Source organism: Bacillus cytotoxicus NVH 391-98 (genome assembly GCF_000017425.1).
Classification (GTDB): Bacteria; Bacillota; Bacilli; order Bacillales; family Bacillaceae_G; genus Bacillus_A; species Bacillus_A cytotoxicus.
In genome coordinates, this window is sequence record NC_009674.1 from 381694 (window position 1) to 398509 (window position 16816).

A 16816-nucleotide genomic window follows, 5' to 3' on the forward strand; every position below is an offset into this window, starting at 1 on the left:
AAAGCATTTATATTGTGCTTTATGAATTGTTTCTAGAAATTGTATGATAATTTTATAGATGACATAGCAGATATCTTTAGGACAAGAGCACTTTTCTGAAAAGTGCTCTTGTTGTGTAAATATAAACATTTTATAAAATGTATTAGGGTACTTTTTTTTATAAAATACTTCGTTTATAATGAAGGAAAATATCGACATGGGCTTTATATTTCTGTAATAGTTTCTTGGTTTGTTAAGGGATGCGCACGCATCTTTTTTCTATGCAGATTGGATGAAAGAGGTGGTATGATGGAATTAACATTAAATTCGACTGTATGCTTACACACAATTCAATTTCGAAAAGAGCAAAAGAATTATATTGTAAAGGATACAATTACAGGAGAAAAATATGAAATGCCGCCACTTTGTATCGATGCACTTGCAATGATGCGTGACGGATTTTTATTAGGAGAAATTGAAGAGAAATTAAAGGAAGAATATCCAAATGAAGAAGTAAACATTCTTGCATTTACGAGGCAACTGTTAGAACTAGAACTAATTGAAATGGTGGATGGAGAAAAAATTGCTTGTACAAAAAAGAAGGATCGAGATTATTTAGCTTGGATTCGTCCGAGAATTGAACAGATTGTTATGAATTTAAATAGAAAATATCGAAGCAAAGGTCAAAGGTGACCTTTGCTTTTTTAGTAGTATGAGAAAATAAAGCGATAAAGAGCCACTTTTCTTTTCTGTCTAATTTATCCACAATAGGCGAGAATACTCCCACCTCAAGGAATGTGAAGGGCGTAGCCCAATGAGTAGGTGGGAGATGAATCGCCTTCGGATAGGGGATTTGTGCCACGTTAACGATCTGACACACGTAAACCTTTGCGGATAAGTTCATAAACTGCACCCGCAAAACTTGAGATATAGTTTTCCTTTTGATACTTTTCGATTTCTGCTACTAAATCAGCAGGGAACTTAATTAATTTTGAAATACGTTTCATGTTTTTCACTACCCTTTCAGTATATACTCGACATATTCTATATATTAAATATATAATTAGTGTATACCGAGAAGGAGGTAGAAATCAATGTTGGTCAAAAAGGCATATAAATTCCGTATCTACCCGAATAAAGAACAAGAAATACTGATTGCGAAAACAATCGGATGTTCTCGGTTTGTATTCAATCACTTTTTAGAGAAGTGGAATAACGTATACAAAGAGACAGGCAAAGGATTAACATATAATTCTTGTTCAGATAAACTCACATAGTTGAAAAAGGAATTAGTATGGCTAAAAGAAGTTGATAGCATTGCCCTTCTTCAATCATCACTGAAAAACCTTGCTGATTCGTATACTCGATTCTTCAAGAAACAAAACAAAGCACCACGTTTCAAGTCTAAAAAGAATAAAGTGCAATCCTACACAACAAAGCATGTGAATGGAAATATTGCCATTGTAGACAACAAAATCAAGTTACCTAAACTTGGATTTGTTAGGTTTGCGAAAAGTCGTGAAGTAGAAGGACGTATTCTTCATGCTACAATGAGAAGAAATCCAAGTGGTAAGTATTTTGTATCCATTCTTGCTGAAACAAACGTTCAAGGACTTCCTAAAGCTGGGTTGTCTGTTGGTGTGGATGTGGGTCTGAAAGATTTTGCGATTCTTTCAACGGGAGAAGTATTTAGCAATCCTAAATGGTTTCGCAAACTGGAAGAAAAATTAGCGAAAGCACCGTCACTATTTTTAATTTTTAAAGGTGCTGCTGAAAAGAAGAAACGTTTTGTTTCAATTTCATCTAGGTTGGTTAAGTTTTCAATTAAATAAATATCATTCCCGAGTAAAATATGATGAATAGGTGAAGTTTTTGTCGTTACTTCGTCAGGAGAAATAAAGTCTAGACCAACAGATTTTACCTTTAATTTTACCAATTCTTCGGCGAGTTCTTCTGAAAGATAAAAAGCCTCTTTTTCATATGCTTCTGTGTTCCATTTATTTGAAAGATTCGAACGGAAGATGACAATATCGCCTTCTTTTACTCCAGCATGATGAAGAACCTCTTTTGGTAATTTTCGTTCTTTTCTATTTGTTACGTCAATAAGAATCGCTTCTCCTACAAAATGATCTAGTGGCAATTGATCAATTGTTGTTGCGCCAGAAATAAAATGAGCAGGTGCATCACAGTGTGTCCCAACATGAACAACCGAGTGGAAATCTGTAACTTGAAATCCTGCTTCTTCCACACTTGTAATAGCTTCCAAATGAATGGCTGGAGTGCCTGGGAATTGAGACATATTGTTTTCGAACGTTTGAGATAAATCAATTATTTTCATTGTGATACCTCCAATCGTTTTTTATAAATTGAAAAACTGAAAGAGTCCCATTCTTTATAGATGAGGAAGTAAGTATTCAACCGCACATAGAGGTTTGAAAATCAAGTTAGATAGAGAAAAAGCCCATCTTTCAAATCAAGAAAGATGGGCTTTACATATTTATATGTAAATATATTTTATCTTCCAAAATGCTTTGCATTTTGCAGGATTTAGCACCTGTTCAGTTTTTTGTAACTGAGGTTGCCGGGCTTCAAAGGGCCAGTCCCTCCGCCTCTCTTGATAAGAAGTATATTTAGTTATGGAGTCTGAAAATTTCGTTATTTAAATTGTAAGGTATTTCTTTTTTTATTGCAAGAATAAAAATAGGTATTCACCCAATAGAAAAGGATTGCATATTGTAACTTATGTAAATAAATTGCTCCAAAGGAGTGAGTGTAGTGACAGGGAAAGTGTTAAATTATTATGCTGGAGGAAACACTGCTCGAGGATTTCATAATTTATTTGACGAATGTTTAACGGGGTTAGATCGATTGTTTATATTAAAGGGGGGCCCAGGTACAGGGAAATCATCATTGATGAAAAGTATAGGGCGTGAATGGAATGAAAAAGGGTATGATATTGAACTCTTACATTGCTCTTCAGATAATAAATCAATTGATGGTGTCATTATTCCAAAATTAAAAGTAGGTATTGTAGATGGAACAGCGCCGCATGTTATCGAGCCGAAGATGCCTGGTGTTGTGGAGGAATATGTGAATTTAGGAACGGCCTGGGATGCGGAAGAGTTAAAGAAACATAAGAAAGAAATTGCGCGGTATATTTCAGAAGCAAGCGGAGCGTTTCAATCTGCGTATAGTTGCTTTCAAGAAGCTTTAGAGATACATGATGTTTGGGAAGAGATTTATATTGATAACATTGATTTCGAAAAAGCAAATGAATTAACAGATCAGCTTATTCAAAAATTATTTGCTCATCATACAGGAGAAAAAGCAGTTGTGAAACATCGTTTTTTAGGAGCAGCAACCCCAAAAGGAGCAGTGGATTTTGTACCAAATTTAACAGAGGATATCCCGCATCGCTATTTTATAAAAGGACGCCCAGGGTCTGGAAAATCGACAATGCTAAAAAAAATAGCAGCTGCAGCAGAAGAAAAAAGATTCGAAGTTGAAGTGTATCATTGTGGATTTGATCCAAATAGTCTGGATATGATAATTGTAAGAGAATTAGGGTTTGCGATATTCGATAGTACAGCGCCTCACGAATATTTTCCGAGTCGAGAGGGTGATGAAGTAATCGATATGTATGAACTCATTATTACGCCGGGTACAGATGAAAAATATGCGAAGGAAATTCGTGAAGTATCAATACGATATAAGTCAAAAATGAATGAGGCAATATCCTTTTTAGCAAAAGAAAAAGCAGTTCGAGATAAATTGGAGCGAATTTATATAAAGGCGATGGATTTTTCAAAAGTTGATGCATATAAAGATGAAATACAAAGGGAAATTGAAAAAATTGAACAAGTGATTGTTCAGAAGTAAGATTGGCTTGTTAGGCTGTCAGGGGCTTCCTGACAGCTAGTTATGTCTTGTCGAATTTCCAGGGAAATGATCAAAAAATAGGGAGATACATATGAAAGAAAGAATTCTAGTCGAATTAGCGAAAATTGAGAAAGAACATGACGTGGAAATTTTATTTGCAGTAGAGGCGGGCAGTCGTGCATGGGGATGGCATTCTAAAGCTAGTGATTATGATGTTCGGTTTGTCTATGTTCACCGTTTGGAGTGGTATGTATCTATAGATGAAAAGAGAGATGTTATCGAATGTCCCATTCATAACACTTTAGATATAAGTGGATGGGATATTCGAAAGGCATTGCGATTATTTGCAAAATCAAATCCGTCTTTATTAGAATGGATTCATTCTCCGGTCTTTTATATTAAAAACTCTAATTTATCAACATGTTTACAGAAAATAAGTGAACATCGTTTTAATCTCAAGTCAACAATGTACCACTATTTGCATATGGCTTCGAAAAATTATCGTGAGTTTTTACAGGGAGAGAACATGCAGGTGAAAAAATATTTTTATGTATTACGTCCGATTTTAGCATGTAAGTGGCTAGAGGAGAAAGGAACAGTGCCACCTGTGGAATTTGCACGTGTCATAAATGAACTCTCTTTCGAACATAGTGTTTTAGAGGAAATAAAGCATTTATTGTGGATGAAAAAAAGGGGAGATACGTTAGATACTTTACCGAGAATGCCTAGATTACATCAGTTTTTTGAGGAACAAATCGCATATTATCAAGAATATGCAAAACGTGTTGAAAAAAGAACTGAAGTAGAAAATGAGGAATTAAATCGTTTGTTTCGAGAGATTGTATTTAAAAAGAGTGGAAACGCTTGTGTCAAAAAGTTATAGAAAAATGCTTTTTTATTACAACAAAGGCACAAATTATTTATAATCTATTGGAACGGATTTGCAAAGTTTGCTATCACATCGCTATTAGAAAAGAGACTGTCCAAAAGGTATACTTTTGGACAGTCTCTTACTTATCATGATTTGAAATCTGGTTAGGAATAAAGAAAACGGAAATAGCGGCAATTAGACCTGCAAATGCAAACACATAAAAATTCCATACTTGATTATACTGTAATGTCATGAAGATACCGATAATAATGGGGGCAGCAATCGCACCGATTCTCCCAAGACCAAGTCCCCAGCCTAAAGCAGTAGCACGTATACGAGAAGGGAAATACTGAGTGACATATGCATTTAATATTTGTGTGATACCAACGGAACCAATTCCAGCAATTCCAATTAAAATATAAATCATAGTAGTGGAAGTCTGTATGGTTAATAATCCGATACAGATAGCGGCCATGAGGTAAGAGAAGCTAATGACGATTTTTGCCCCGATTCTATCTGCAATGGCTCCTGCAAATAAAGCTCCAATTGCTGCGGTGATATTCAGCATTAACAAGAAGGATAAACTAGAGCCTAACGGATAGCCAGCTTTCCGCATCATTTGGGGCAACCATGTATTTAATCCATAAATAAGAAACATCCCCATTATATAAGTGAGCCAAAAGAGTAAGGTTGCTCTTACATATTGTTTTGAAAATAATACGAAATATCCACTTTGTTGCTTTTCCTTAGGGGGATTATATGTTTGTTTTTGAGGTAACTGGATTTGAAAACGCTCGCTAACTCGAATTGCCTCTTCTTGACGATTGCGTGAAAGTAAGAATTGAATTGATTCCGGCAAGTAACGAATAATAATAGGAACGAGAAGAAGAGGAATCATGCCAATACCAAACATTGTTCGCCAACCGAAATCTTGTAACATAAAGATGGATAAAATAGCTCCTAACACAATTCCTAATGGATAACCAGTAAACATAAGTGCATAAATAAAGGATTGTCGTTTCTCGGGTGAATATTCAATTGTAAGTGCAGAAGCAGTCGGAATGACGCCGCCTAGACCAATGCCGCCAATAAGGCGAAAAAAACCAAATAATTCAGGAGATGAAGCAATAGCAGCTAAGCCCATTGTTAGAGAGAAAAGAGATAAACAAAATACTAAGGTCCATTTTCTGCCGATATAATCTGTAATCGTTCCGACAAGAATGGCGCCAATAAACATACCCAAAAGAGCATAACTGGCAATTGTACCCGCTTGAGTCGGCGATAAAGCCCAATTTTGATCTTCTAAAAGTGTTGGCAAAATCGCCCCATAAATACCTAAATCGTAGCCATCAGCTAAAATAGCTAGCCAACAGATCAGAACAACAAGCCTAGTAGTAGAATTTGAAAGGGCTGTTTTTGTGGATTCTGGATGAGGAGAAGAGATTTGCATCATATACACCTCTTTTTTTCGGTTTACTGTATTATTTGGTTATATATAAACAATTCCCTTCAATTGTCGAATTTTTTCGCTATTTATACGCATTTTGCTTCGAGATTCAGCAAAAGTAAGGACATATGATATGAAGTGAGTATACAGAAAAATGGACTCATCGAAACTGCCTGTTGGATAAGTCCATTTTTTCTTAAAGTAAGGTTATTCTTCATATACTCGTTTTAAAGGTTGGTTAGCAGGACCTTCTACTACATCCCCATTAATGGAAAAGCGCGAGCCATGACAAGGACAGTCCCATGTACAGTCACCGCTGTTCCATTCCACTTCACATCCGAGATGTGTACAAGTTGTATCGACGATATGTAATTTCCCATTATCATCTTTATAGGCACCAGCACGTTTGCCGTTCACTCTTACGACAGCACCTTCACCATTTGCAAGATCTTCTGGTTCACGAAGAGCAAATTCTAGTTTTCCTTCAATGAGATGTTTAGCTACATCTAGATTTTGAGAGGCAAACGTTTTTATGTCTGGATCAGCATGAAAGCGCGATGGCGCAAAGAGTTCTTTATAAGGACTGTTTCTTTTTATGATAGATGTTGTTAATAGTTGAGCGGCGACAGTTGAGGTCGTCATTCCCCATTTGCGGTATCCGGTTGCAACAAATATATTTGGATTATTTTCATTGATGTGCCCAATATAAGGAATTTTATCTAAAGTGATTAAATCTTGTGCTGACCATCTATAAGGAATCTGTTCTATTTCAAATATTTCCTCAGCGAAGGAGTGCAGCGCCTCATAATGAAGCATCGTATTAATTCCTTGTCCTGTTTTATGGCTTTCACCGCCAACAAGAATCAGTTTTGTTCCGTCTATCGTTGTGGATCGTAAAGAACGTGTAGGATTATCAATACTTAAATACATGCCTCCTGGATATTCTGTTTTAGATTGAATAGCCAGTACATAAGAGCGTTCTGCATACATTCGTGTGAAGAAAAAACTACTCTTATCATAAAACGGAAAATGAGAGCAGAGGGCGACATATCCAGAAGTGATACGTTGTCCATTTTTTGTAATGACTTGTGGATAAAATCCTTTTTCTATATCAATTGCCGTTGTATGTTCATAAATGGTACCACCCATTTTAATAAATTCCTCAACAAGCTTTTTTAAGTAGTGAAGAGGATGAAATTGTGCTTGTTTTTTCATTACAAGCGCAGCTTGAGTGGAAAGAGGAACTGGAATAGACGTTACATATTCGCACGGAATGTTTAGTTTTTTGTATGCCTCGTATTCTTTTATTAACTTTCTTAACTCATCTTTACCTGTTGTATATAAATAGGCATCTTCTTCTGTAAATCCACATTCGATATGATGTGTTTTTACTGTTTCTTTTATAAATTGTAAAGCTTGATGATTCGCTTCATAGTAGAGGCGTGCTTTATCTATACCAAAGTGGTTGATGAGCTCATCATAAATGAGGTCATGCTGTGCGGTGATTTTTGCTGTGGTATGTCCAGTTGTCCCATTTAAGATACGGTCAGAATCAAGTAAGACAACCTTCATACCTTCTTTAGCGAGTAAATAAGCAGTCGTAATTCCTGTAATACCAGCACCAATAATGACAACTTCTGTTTTTATATTTTCAGATAAAGCTGGAAAAGTAGGGAGTAAGGTAGAGTCCATCCAGTAAGAATGGGGAAATTTAGGGAAAGAATGATTATTCATGATGCAAACCTCCTAATTTAGGATATTTTTCCTATTCATTTTTCCCATTTATATGAAATTCATGTGAGAAAATTTGGTGTGAAATGTAAAATGTTTTGTTAGGAGGAATATTTCTGAAATGATATATTGATATAGTTTTTTATCGTTCATTTTAAGAGCGAATATTTTGTGAAATAAACATTTATATAGGAACTAGCTCAATCTATATCTAATAAAAAAAGAGCTTTTTATGTATAATAATGATTTTTAATATAATGGATACCCCCTTTTAAAACATAGGTTTTTTCTTTGGTAAAATAGGATATGATTATAAAAATATAACCACATTTTATGACCTAGTAATAAAATGTGTTGACAATGCAGAAAGTCTATTGATATGATTCAACATGTGGAAAGGTTGATAGAGAGTAAAAAGAGAAATGTTTTTCATTGATAATAAAAGCGATAATAAGTGACGATAGAGTGAGTATATTTTACTTATGATATATGCTTTTTTTGCATCATCTAGTCGTATCAATCTGGAAACAACAATTGATCTATGCAGTTTGCGTAAGCATGGCATAAGAAAGGAGCAAAAGGATGAAGGAGCTTCATACGTTTGGATGGTATGCAGCACGTGTATCACCGCACTTGCCAAAAAAAGCATTTAAACCAGTTCCGACCCGTCTATTTGGCGGATTAGCTTATTTGCTTGTGGCAGTAGCAGGATTAATAACGATTGGGTTGTTTGAATTGAATGCGTGGATAAATCTAGGAATTGCAATTGTTCTTGGATTGTGTTTTGCTTCACTTGGATTTTTAGGGCATGAAATTTTACATGGAACGGTTGTAAGAAAAGCGTGGCTTCGTGATTTACTAGGAGCAATTGCATTTATGCCATTAACTACAGGACCAAAGCTTTGGAGGAAGTGGCATAATGCGACGCACCATGTTCATACACAACATGAAGAAAACGATCCAGATGCATGGCCAACACTTGAGAAGCTGAAAAAGAGTCAATTTTTAAGATGGGTGTATCGTTTACCACTTCACGTACGTTCATTCTTTAGTTTTTTATCATTAACGTTTCAATTTACATTACACTCAACTCGAATGTTCTTTCATTTTATAAAAGAATTTAAAACGTCGAATCAACGAGCGGTATGGCTTCAACTTCTTTTGCCATGGACAGTCTGGATGAGTCTCTTGTTTATTATGGGACCGATGAAATGGTTGTTTGCATATGTGATTCCGTTATTGATTGCGAACTTTATTGTAATGGCGTATATTGCAACCAATCATCGCTTAAATCCAATTGTTCCTGTAAATGATCCATTAGCAAACTGTTTATCTGTAACAGTACCACGCTGGGTTGATGTATTACATTTTAATTTTTCATATCATACAGAACATCATTTGTTTCCTGCGATGAGTTCGAAATACTATCCATTAGTAAAAGAGAAAATTAAAGAAATGTGGCCGGAACGTTATCATGAAATGCCAATGAGTAAAGCGTTAGTAGCACTTTGGAAAACACCGCGCGTGTATTATGAAGGCAGTGAATTGATTGATCCGCAAAAAAAGCATTTCTATGGGTCGCTAGGAAATGGACTAGATCCGGAGAATATTTCGTATCGTGAGGAGTATATGAAAGAAGAATCAATGAACAAGGCAAATTCATAATTGTAGATAAAGAAAAGCAAGCTATAATCAGTAGCTTGCTTTTCTATATAGAAACGACTTTTTCCTTTTGGTTATTTATTTGTACAGTGTTACTTTGCTTACGACTGAGCCTTTTTTCGAGGAGATTCACGAAATAAGTGAATAGTAAAACAAGGACAAGATAATAGATACCTACTACGATATAGGTGTTTAATTGTTGGTAATTTCCAGCGGCAATCGATAACCCAGATCCCCACAATTCTGACATACCAACGTAAGCAACAAGGGAAGAATCTTTTAACCCAATAATAAATTGATTTCCTAAAGGAGGTATTGAAAGGCGAAATGCTTGTGGTAATATAATGCGACGCATAGCTAGTGGATAAGACATTCCGAGAGAACGGGCGGCTTCTAATTGCCCACGGTCTACAGATTGAATCGAGCCGCGGAAAATTTCTGTAATATAGGCACCATTATGAATCGCTAAAGCAATGGCACCGGCCCAAAATGGTGTGAAAACAACAATAGAAGTAATACCGAAGTACAAAATTGCAATTTGTACGATTAAGGGAGTACCGCGAATGACAGCAATATAAATATGAGCAATACTATTTAATAGTTTGTTGTTTGAAATGCGAAAGAATGCAAATAGTAATCCAATTAGTGAACCAAGTAGTAAAGAAGTTAAAGTCAATTGCAATGTGATAAGAACTGCTTTGAGCAACGTTGGATAAGTAGATAAAAAAATCTCAATCATTCATTTCACCTCATATTGGTTAGGAGTTATAGTGGATATAAATACCCCACAATTTATGTGGGGCACCGTATTTCTTTACAGAATAGGAGAATTGTTTATTTTGTTTGTTCCTCTTCTCCAAGAATATTGCGACCAAACCATTTCTTACTAATTTTCTCGTACGTACCATCTTTAATGATCTCATCTAATGCTTTATTTACTTTCTCAACCATTTTTTTATCATCTTTGCGAACAGCGATAGCCATTTCATCAAGGTTTAATGGTTTTCCAGCTTCTTTTATAGAAGAATTTCCTTCTTTTATCATGCGAAGTCCAACCATTTGGTCGGTAATAACAGCATCGACACGACCGGGTTCTAAATCCATAAGAGCTGTAAGGTCGCTATCATATTCTGTTATTTTATCTGTTTGCTTTTCAACAAGTGCCTTAAATGTACTTGCTTTTACAACTCCAACTTTTTTGCCTTTTAAATCATCAACAGAGGAGATGGAATCATTCTGTTTTGATACGAAGATTTGGGCGCCAGAACGATAATATGGTTTTGTGAAACTAACAGCCTTTAATCGTTCTTCTGTAATTGCCATACTTCCTAAGATGACATCATATTTTTTGGCCTGAAGACCTTGGATTAATGTTTCCCAAGGATTGGTAACGGGGGCAGGTTTCATTCCCATTTTCTTTGCAAGAGCTTCTCCAATTTCAACATCGAAACCCATAAGTTTCCCATCATTTTCTTTATAATTAAAAGGTTTATATAATCCACTCATTGCATAACGAAATTCTTTTTTTCCATCTGTAGAAGTAGTACTACTTTCTTTACTACAAGCTCCCAATATGAAAGAGAGACTCAGCGTAATGGTTGCAGCGACAGTAAATAATTTCTTTTTCATATAACCCCTCCTATATATTGTTCCTATCAATACGGACATTTTTATATATGGTGTTGGGTAGTAGTATATGTGTCCGTCTTGCTTTGTCTTTAGACACTATAAAACATTTCTTAAAAACTGTTTTGTCCGCTCATTTGAAGGTGAGGAGAAGAATTGTTCTGGCGGAGCATCTTCGACAATTTGGCCATCATCCATAAAGATGACGCGGTCGGCTACATCTCGTGCAAAGCTCATTTCGTGAGTAACAATAATCATCGTCATTCCTTCACTAGCAAGTTCTTTTATTACTTGTAATACTTCGCCAACAAGTTCAGGGTCAAGAGCTGATGTAGGCTCATCAAATAGCATAATATCGGGGTTCATCGCAAGAGCTCGTGCAATGGCAATACGTTGTTTTTGACCACCAGATAATAAGTGTGGTGTGATATTTGCTTTATCTTCTAATCCAACTTTTTTTAATAAATCCATTCCGATTTCTTTTGCTTTTGCCTTATCTAACTTTTTTACATGAATGGGTGCTTCTGTGATGTTTTCTAATGAGGTCATATGAGGAAAGAGGTTAAAATGTTGAAAGACCATACCAACGTTTTCGCGGACTTTGTTTAAATCTGTACGTTGAGGATCAATTTGTTCCCCTTGCAGACGAATGTTCCCTTCATCGTACATTTCTAAAAAGTTAAGACAGCGGAGTAAAGTGCTTTTCCCAGAACCGCTTGCACCAACTAAAACGACAACTTCTTTTTCCTTTACTTCTAAGTTAATTCCTTTTAAAACATGTAATGAGCCAAATGATTTTACTAAATTTTGAACTTGAATCATACCAAACCCCCAGTGAATTTTATATTTTGATAAATGTGTTCCTTCTTTTTGTTATTAGTCATAAAACGGCAAAATCCTCTATTTTTTAAAGTTCTAGATGTTATGTATGAAACATTATTTCATGAGCCAGTATAGTATGTTTCTCGTTATATGGAGAAGATTACAATTTGTTTTCTGATTATAAGGTGTTTTAAAAATCTTTATATCTTTCTATAATAAAAATATGGATAATAATATAGAAGTAGTATTTATATAGTTAATGGGGAGGAATGCGAAGGTGGAAAGAGAGCAGAAAACCTTTTCTTTTGGTTTACGTATGCAGCTTATGTTATTTACAACAATTTTGGCATTGATTACGTATTCGACAAGTTTATTTTTTATTTATGTGTTGTACGACTATTTTCAAAGTTATGTAAGTCAAACAGTTTATAATATTGTTGTAATGCTGTTAGGGGTAATATGGTCTGGTATTCTAGCATATGTTGCAGCAGTTTTTTTAATTAAGCCTTTACGTAAATTGGAGGAAGCTGCTCATAGAGCTGCTGAAGGTGATATTCGTGAAAATGTACCATTACCAAAAGTAGATGATGAAATAAAATCCTTAAGCATTGCTTTTAATATGATGCTAGGAAATTTGCGCACAATGGTAAACAATATCGATACAACATTTTCTTATACAAACATGCAAGTGCAGCAAATTAGAAAACAAACAAATGAAGCGACAAAGCAAGCACAAGTTGTGTCAGAAACATTAGCTGAAATTTCCTCAGGAGCGGAACAGTCAGCAGCATCTATTCAGACGATTGTTTCCACTGTAGACCAAACAACATCCATTGCTAGTGAAGTGGAAGAAAAGGCAAATCAATCCGATCAATTATCTTCTGAAATGGTGCAAGCATTAGGGCAGAGTACGAAAGTATTCACATCACTTATTAAAGGAATTCAGACACTTGCAAAAGAGAATGAACAATCTATGCACAATGTGCAAAAATTAGAAGAACGAATGAAACAAGTTGAACATATTGTTTCTGTGGTAAGTGAAATAGCGAGTCAAACAAATTTATTGGCGCTAAATGCATCAATTGAAGCTGCTCGCGCTGGAGAACACGGAAGAGGATTTGCTGTTGTAGCAGAAGAGGTTCGGAAGCTTGCTGATGAGAGCGATCATTCAGCGCGAAATATATCTCAGTTACTTTGCGATATGAAGAATGAAGTACAACAAGTAGCAATGCAAATGACAGAGCAAGTTAAGTCTGCTAACGAAGAAGCAAAGCGCGGAGAAGCAACGGAATTGATTTTAAAAGAGATGTCAGAAAGTATTATGGAAGTAGCAGATGCAACGAAAAAGATTAGTGGTTATATGAAGGAGCAAGTAGAACATATTCAAGTAACAGGTACGCAAACGAAAGCAGTAGCAGCAATTGCAGAAGAAACATCGGCAGGCTCACAAGAAGTTGCAAGGGTAACCATGCAACAATCTAAAAATATGATAGCAATTAATCAGTTGTTAGAGCAATTAGAAAAACAGGCAACTGAGTTAAAGCAAACAATAGAACGATTTATGTTATAAAAGGAAGAATGATTTTATGTTCTTCCTTTTTATCTTGTGAGAATTTTTTCTGAAGCACTTTACGAGCATTTTTTTATTTCTAGATACATAACACAATACATCATATAAGTGATATAAATAATGAATTTTTACTAAAAACTATGAACGTTTCCGCAACTTTTATGATTGTCTCTTTTGAATGAAAATTATAGCAAGATATAATAAAGTTATAATGTTAGAAGGGGTGTCTTTTATGAAAAGAGAAAAAAGACAACGACTTATTAAACAATTAGTAGAAGAATATGAAATAGATACACAAGAGCGATTAGTAGAATTATTGGCAGAACAAGGTGTGTCTGTAACACAAGCTACCATTTCGAGAGATATTCGAGAATTAAATATAATAAAAGTAGCTTCTTCAAAAGGATTACCAATATATAAATTTTTCTCGAAGGATCATTTACAAACGGATATGCAGTTAAAGAAAAAATTAGAAGAAGTAGTTGTGAAAGTTGATTATGTAGATCGATTAACGGTTATTAAAACGTTACCTGGTAATGCACATGTGATTGGTGCTTTGTTGGATTCGTTAGATTGGAAAGAAAAAATAGGATGTGTATGTGGAAACGATACATGTCTTATTATTTCTCATTCTCTTTCTGATAGAAAAATTTTAGAAGAACGACTAAATTTTATTATGTAGATGAAATCCCATTTCTAATAGAGATTAGAAATGGGATTTTTTTTATACATTTCATACTCTAATATTCATTGATATATACAGAACAAATAACTATATTGTGAGATATGTGATAAAACGATTTATAAAAATACAACTATATATGACTTTAAAAAATAATTTGTGAAATATTTCACCATTGAATGTTAACCTTTTCACAAAAGCGGAAATGTTTTCTGTTTATGATGTACTTGTAAGATATCAAACGAACTTAAAGGGAGGTACAACAAATGAAACATCCGATTCATGTTACTTCAGAAATTGGGGAGTTGCAAACGGTTTTATTAAAACGTCCTGGAAAAGAATTGGAGAATTTAACACCAGATTATTTGCAACAATTATTATTTGACGATATTCCCTACTTACCAATTGTTCAAAAAGAGCATGATTACTTTGCACAAACATTACGTAATCGGGGTGTGGAAGTTCTTTATTTAGAAACGCTAGCAGCAGAGGCATTAACTGATAAAAAACTTCGTGAAGAATTTGTTAATCGTATTTTAAAAGAAGGGCAAGCTGATGCCAATGTTGCGCATCAAACCTTAAAAGAATATTTACTTTCCTTTTCAAATGAAGAATTGATTCAAAAAATTATGGGCGGTGTGCGGAAAAATGAAATTGACACAAGTCAAAAAACACATCTATACGAATTAATGGAAGATCATTATCCGTTTTATTTAGACCCAATGCCAAATTTATATTTTACGCGTGATCCGGCGGCTACGATAGGTGAAGGGGTAACCATTAACAAAATGAGAGAACCAGCACGTAGACGTGAATCATTGTTTATAGAATACATTATGAAATATCATCCACGATTTGCAAATCATAATGTACCAGTTTGGTTAAATCGTGATTATAAGTTTCCAATTGAAGGCGGTGACGAACTTATCTTAAATGAAGAAACAGTTGCGATTGGTGTATCTGCTCGTACATCAGCAAAAGCGATTGAACGGTTGGCTAAGAACTTATTTAGTCGTCAAAATAAAATTAAAAAAGTATTGGCAATAGAAATTCCAAAATGCCGAGCATTTATGCATCTAGATACAGTCTTTACGATGGTTGACTATGATAAATTTACCATTCATCCAGCTATTCAAGGACCAAAAGGGAATATGAACATTTACATTTTGGAAAAAGGTCTGGATGAAGAGACTCTTAAAATTACACATCGCACATCGTTGATGGAAGTTTTAAAAGAAGTTTTAGGCTTACAAGAATTAGTATTGATTCCTTGTGGAGGAGGAGATGTAATTGCTTCTGCTCGTGAACAATGGAATGATGGATCGAATACATTAGCAATTGCTCCAGGAGTAGTTGTTACATATGATCGCAACTATGTATCAAATGCTTTATTACGTGAACATGGAATTGAAGTAATTGAGGTATTAAGCTCGGAATTATCACGCGGTCGTGGGGGTCCACGTTGCATGAGTATGCCGATTGTTAGAAAAGATATTTAGTGATAAATAACGGAGAAAGTAGGGATGAACGATGTTAATGACGAGATCAAACTTAAAAGGAAGAAGTTTTCTTGCTGAAAAAGATTTTACAAAAGAAGAATTATTATATTTTCTTGATTTAGCAGCGGAATTAAAAGAGAAAAAGAAAAATGGTATCCCACATCATTATTTAGAAGGAAAAAACGTTGCACTCCTATTTGAAAAAACTTCAACCCGTACAAGATGCGCATTTACAGTCGCTTGTACTGATTTGGGTGCAAATCCTGAATATTTGGGAAAAGGTGATATTCAGCTTGGTAAAAAGGAATCTGTTGAAGATACAGCAAAAGTGTTAGGCCGTATGTTTGATGGAATTGAGTTCCGTGGTTTTTCTCATGAAACAGTAGAATCGTTAGCTGCAAACTCTGGTGTGCCAGTATGGAACGGTTTAACAGATATGTGGCATCCGACACAAACACTTGCAGACCTTCTAACAATTAAAGAGCACGTAGGGCATTTGAAAGGTGTGAAGCTTGTTTATGTTGGTGATGGCCGGAATAATGTAGCGAATAGTTTATTAGTTGGTGGTTCAATTGTTGGAATGGAAGTTCGTATTTGTGCACCAGAGTCATTATGGCCAGCGCAAGAAGTAATCGACTTAGCGAAACAATATAGTAATCGTGTTATGGTAACAAGCGATGTGGAAGAAGCGGTTGCAGATGCAGATGTCATTTATACAGATGTATGGGTATCTATGGGAGAAGAAGATAAATTTGCTGAACGGATTGCTTTATTAACGCCTTATCAAGTGAATATGCAAATGATTCAAGCAACAGGAAATGATAATGTGATTTTCCTACATTGTTTACCTGCATTTCATGATGTGGAAACAATGTATGGTAAAGAAATTTATGAAAAATACGGCTTGAACGAAATGGAGGTAACAGACGAGGTATTCCGCAGTAAATATTCAAAAGTATTTGATCAAGCTGAAAATAGAATGCACACAATTAAAGCGGTTATGGCAGCTACTTTAGGGGATATGAAATAAAGAAGGAAGTATTGCTTC

General features: G+C 35.1%; 16 protein-coding genes, 1 pseudogene and 1 riboswitch. Of the genes and pseudogenes, 10 read left to right on the forward strand and 7 right to left on the reverse strand.

Features of this window, described 5'->3' with window-relative positions:
* The first annotated feature begins 285 nt into the window (after positions 1–285).
* Positions 286–672: a hypothetical protein gene (locus BCER98_RS01990; protein WP_081428342.1), complete on the forward strand. Its 387-nt coding sequence runs from the start codon at positions 286–288 to the stop codon at positions 670–672.
* 170 nt (positions 673–842) lie between these two features.
* Here BCER98_RS01990 and BCER98_RS22350 read toward each other — a convergent pair whose 3' ends face one another.
* Complete coding sequence (locus BCER98_RS22350) at positions 843–986, reverse strand: hypothetical protein (RefSeq protein WP_164468619.1); 144 nt, start codon at positions 984–986, stop codon at positions 843–845.
* Positions 987–1073: 87 nt separating this feature from the next.
* On the opposite strand from BCER98_RS22350, the gene BCER98_RS22805 reads away from it, so the two are divergent.
* Positions 1074–1256, forward strand: coding sequence for a helix-turn-helix domain-containing protein (locus BCER98_RS22805; RefSeq protein WP_237701314.1), 183 nt, complete (start codon positions 1074–1076; stop codon positions 1254–1256).
* A pseudogene (locus BCER98_RS22810) lies at positions 1257–1658 on the forward strand (IS200/IS605 family element RNA-guided endonuclease TnpB); the annotation flags it as partial. It abuts the gene before it with no gap.
* Here the strand turns inward: BCER98_RS22810 and BCER98_RS02000 are convergent.
* On the reverse strand, positions 1586–2317 hold the full coding sequence (locus BCER98_RS02000) for a cyclase family protein (RefSeq protein WP_237701315.1): 732 nt from the start codon (positions 2315–2317) through the stop codon (positions 1586–1588). The pseudogene BCER98_RS22810 and the gene BCER98_RS02000 overlap by 73 nt on opposite strands.
* 173 nt (positions 2318–2490) lie before the next feature.
* Positions 2491–2603: riboswitch (SAM riboswitch) on the reverse strand.
* Between the two features lie 151 nt (positions 2604–2754).
* Between BCER98_RS02000 and BCER98_RS02005 the strand changes: the two genes are divergently transcribed.
* Both BCER98_RS02005 and BCER98_RS02010 read left to right on the forward strand, forming a co-directional pair.
* Positions 2755–3858 carry a PRK06851 family protein gene (locus tag BCER98_RS02005; protein WP_011983454.1) on the forward strand — a complete coding sequence of 368 codons (1104 nt, stop codon included), beginning with the start codon at positions 2755–2757 and terminating at the stop codon, positions 3856–3858.
* A 91-nt stretch (positions 3859–3949) separates the two neighbouring features.
* Positions 3950–4741 carry a nucleotidyltransferase domain-containing protein gene (locus tag BCER98_RS02010; protein ID WP_011983455.1) on the forward strand — a complete coding sequence of 264 codons (792 nt, stop codon included), beginning with the start codon at positions 3950–3952 and terminating at the stop codon, positions 4739–4741.
* A 127-nt stretch (positions 4742–4868) separates the two neighbouring features.
* On the opposite strand, the gene BCER98_RS02015 is transcribed toward BCER98_RS02010, so the two are convergent.
* Positions 4869–6179 carry an MFS transporter gene (locus BCER98_RS02015; RefSeq protein WP_011983456.1) on the reverse strand — a complete coding sequence of 437 codons (1311 nt, stop codon included), beginning with the start codon at positions 6177–6179 and terminating at the stop codon, positions 4869–4871.
* A gap of 204 nt (positions 6180–6383) precedes the next feature.
* Positions 6384–7910 (reverse strand): FAD-dependent oxidoreductase, encoded by a 1527-nt coding sequence (locus BCER98_RS02020; RefSeq protein WP_011983457.1) that lies wholly within the window; start codon positions 7908–7910, stop codon positions 6384–6386.
* Between the two features lie 579 nt (positions 7911–8489).
* On the opposite strand from BCER98_RS02020, the gene BCER98_RS02025 reads away from it, so the two are divergent.
* The gene (locus BCER98_RS02025) at positions 8490–9572 is read left to right on the forward strand and encodes a fatty acid desaturase family protein (protein ID WP_011983458.1); all 1083 of its coding nucleotides are present in this window, start codon (positions 8490–8492) and stop codon (positions 9570–9572) included.
* Positions 9573–9615: 43 nt separating this feature from the next.
* Here BCER98_RS02025 and BCER98_RS02030 read toward each other — a convergent pair whose 3' ends face one another.
* From BCER98_RS02030 to BCER98_RS02040, 3 genes are all read right to left on the reverse strand, one after another.
* Entirely contained in the window at positions 9616–10308 is a 693-nt protein-coding gene (locus BCER98_RS02030; protein WP_011983459.1) for an amino acid ABC transporter permease, read from the reverse strand.
* A 95-nt stretch (positions 10309–10403) separates the two neighbouring features.
* A complete protein-coding gene (locus tag BCER98_RS02035; RefSeq protein WP_011983460.1) occupies positions 10404–11198 on the reverse strand; it encodes an ABC transporter substrate-binding protein in 795 nt (264 codons plus the stop codon).
* A 96-nt stretch (positions 11199–11294) separates the two neighbouring features.
* Positions 11295–12017 (reverse strand): amino acid ABC transporter ATP-binding protein, encoded by a 723-nt coding sequence (locus BCER98_RS02040; protein WP_011983461.1) that lies wholly within the window; start codon positions 12015–12017, stop codon positions 11295–11297.
* 277 nt (positions 12018–12294) lie between these two features.
* On the opposite strand from BCER98_RS02040, the gene BCER98_RS02045 reads away from it, so the two are divergent.
* From BCER98_RS02045 to argF, 4 genes are all read left to right on the forward strand, one after another.
* Positions 12295–13587: a methyl-accepting chemotaxis protein gene (locus tag BCER98_RS02045; protein ID WP_011983462.1), complete on the forward strand. Its 1293-nt coding sequence runs from the start codon at positions 12295–12297 to the stop codon at positions 13585–13587.
* A 232-nt stretch (positions 13588–13819) separates the two neighbouring features.
* Entirely contained in the window at positions 13820–14269 is a 450-nt protein-coding gene (gene argR / locus BCER98_RS02050; protein WP_011983463.1) for an arginine repressor, read from the forward strand.
* 266 nt (positions 14270–14535) lie between these two features.
* Entirely contained in the window at positions 14536–15768 is a 1233-nt protein-coding gene (arcA, locus tag BCER98_RS02055; RefSeq protein ID WP_011983464.1) for an arginine deiminase, read from the forward strand.
* Between the two features lie 31 nt (positions 15769–15799).
* A complete protein-coding gene (argF, locus tag BCER98_RS02060; RefSeq protein WP_011983465.1) occupies positions 15800–16798 on the forward strand; it encodes an ornithine carbamoyltransferase in 999 nt (332 codons plus the stop codon).
* The last annotated feature ends 18 nt before the right edge of the window (positions 16799–16816 follow it).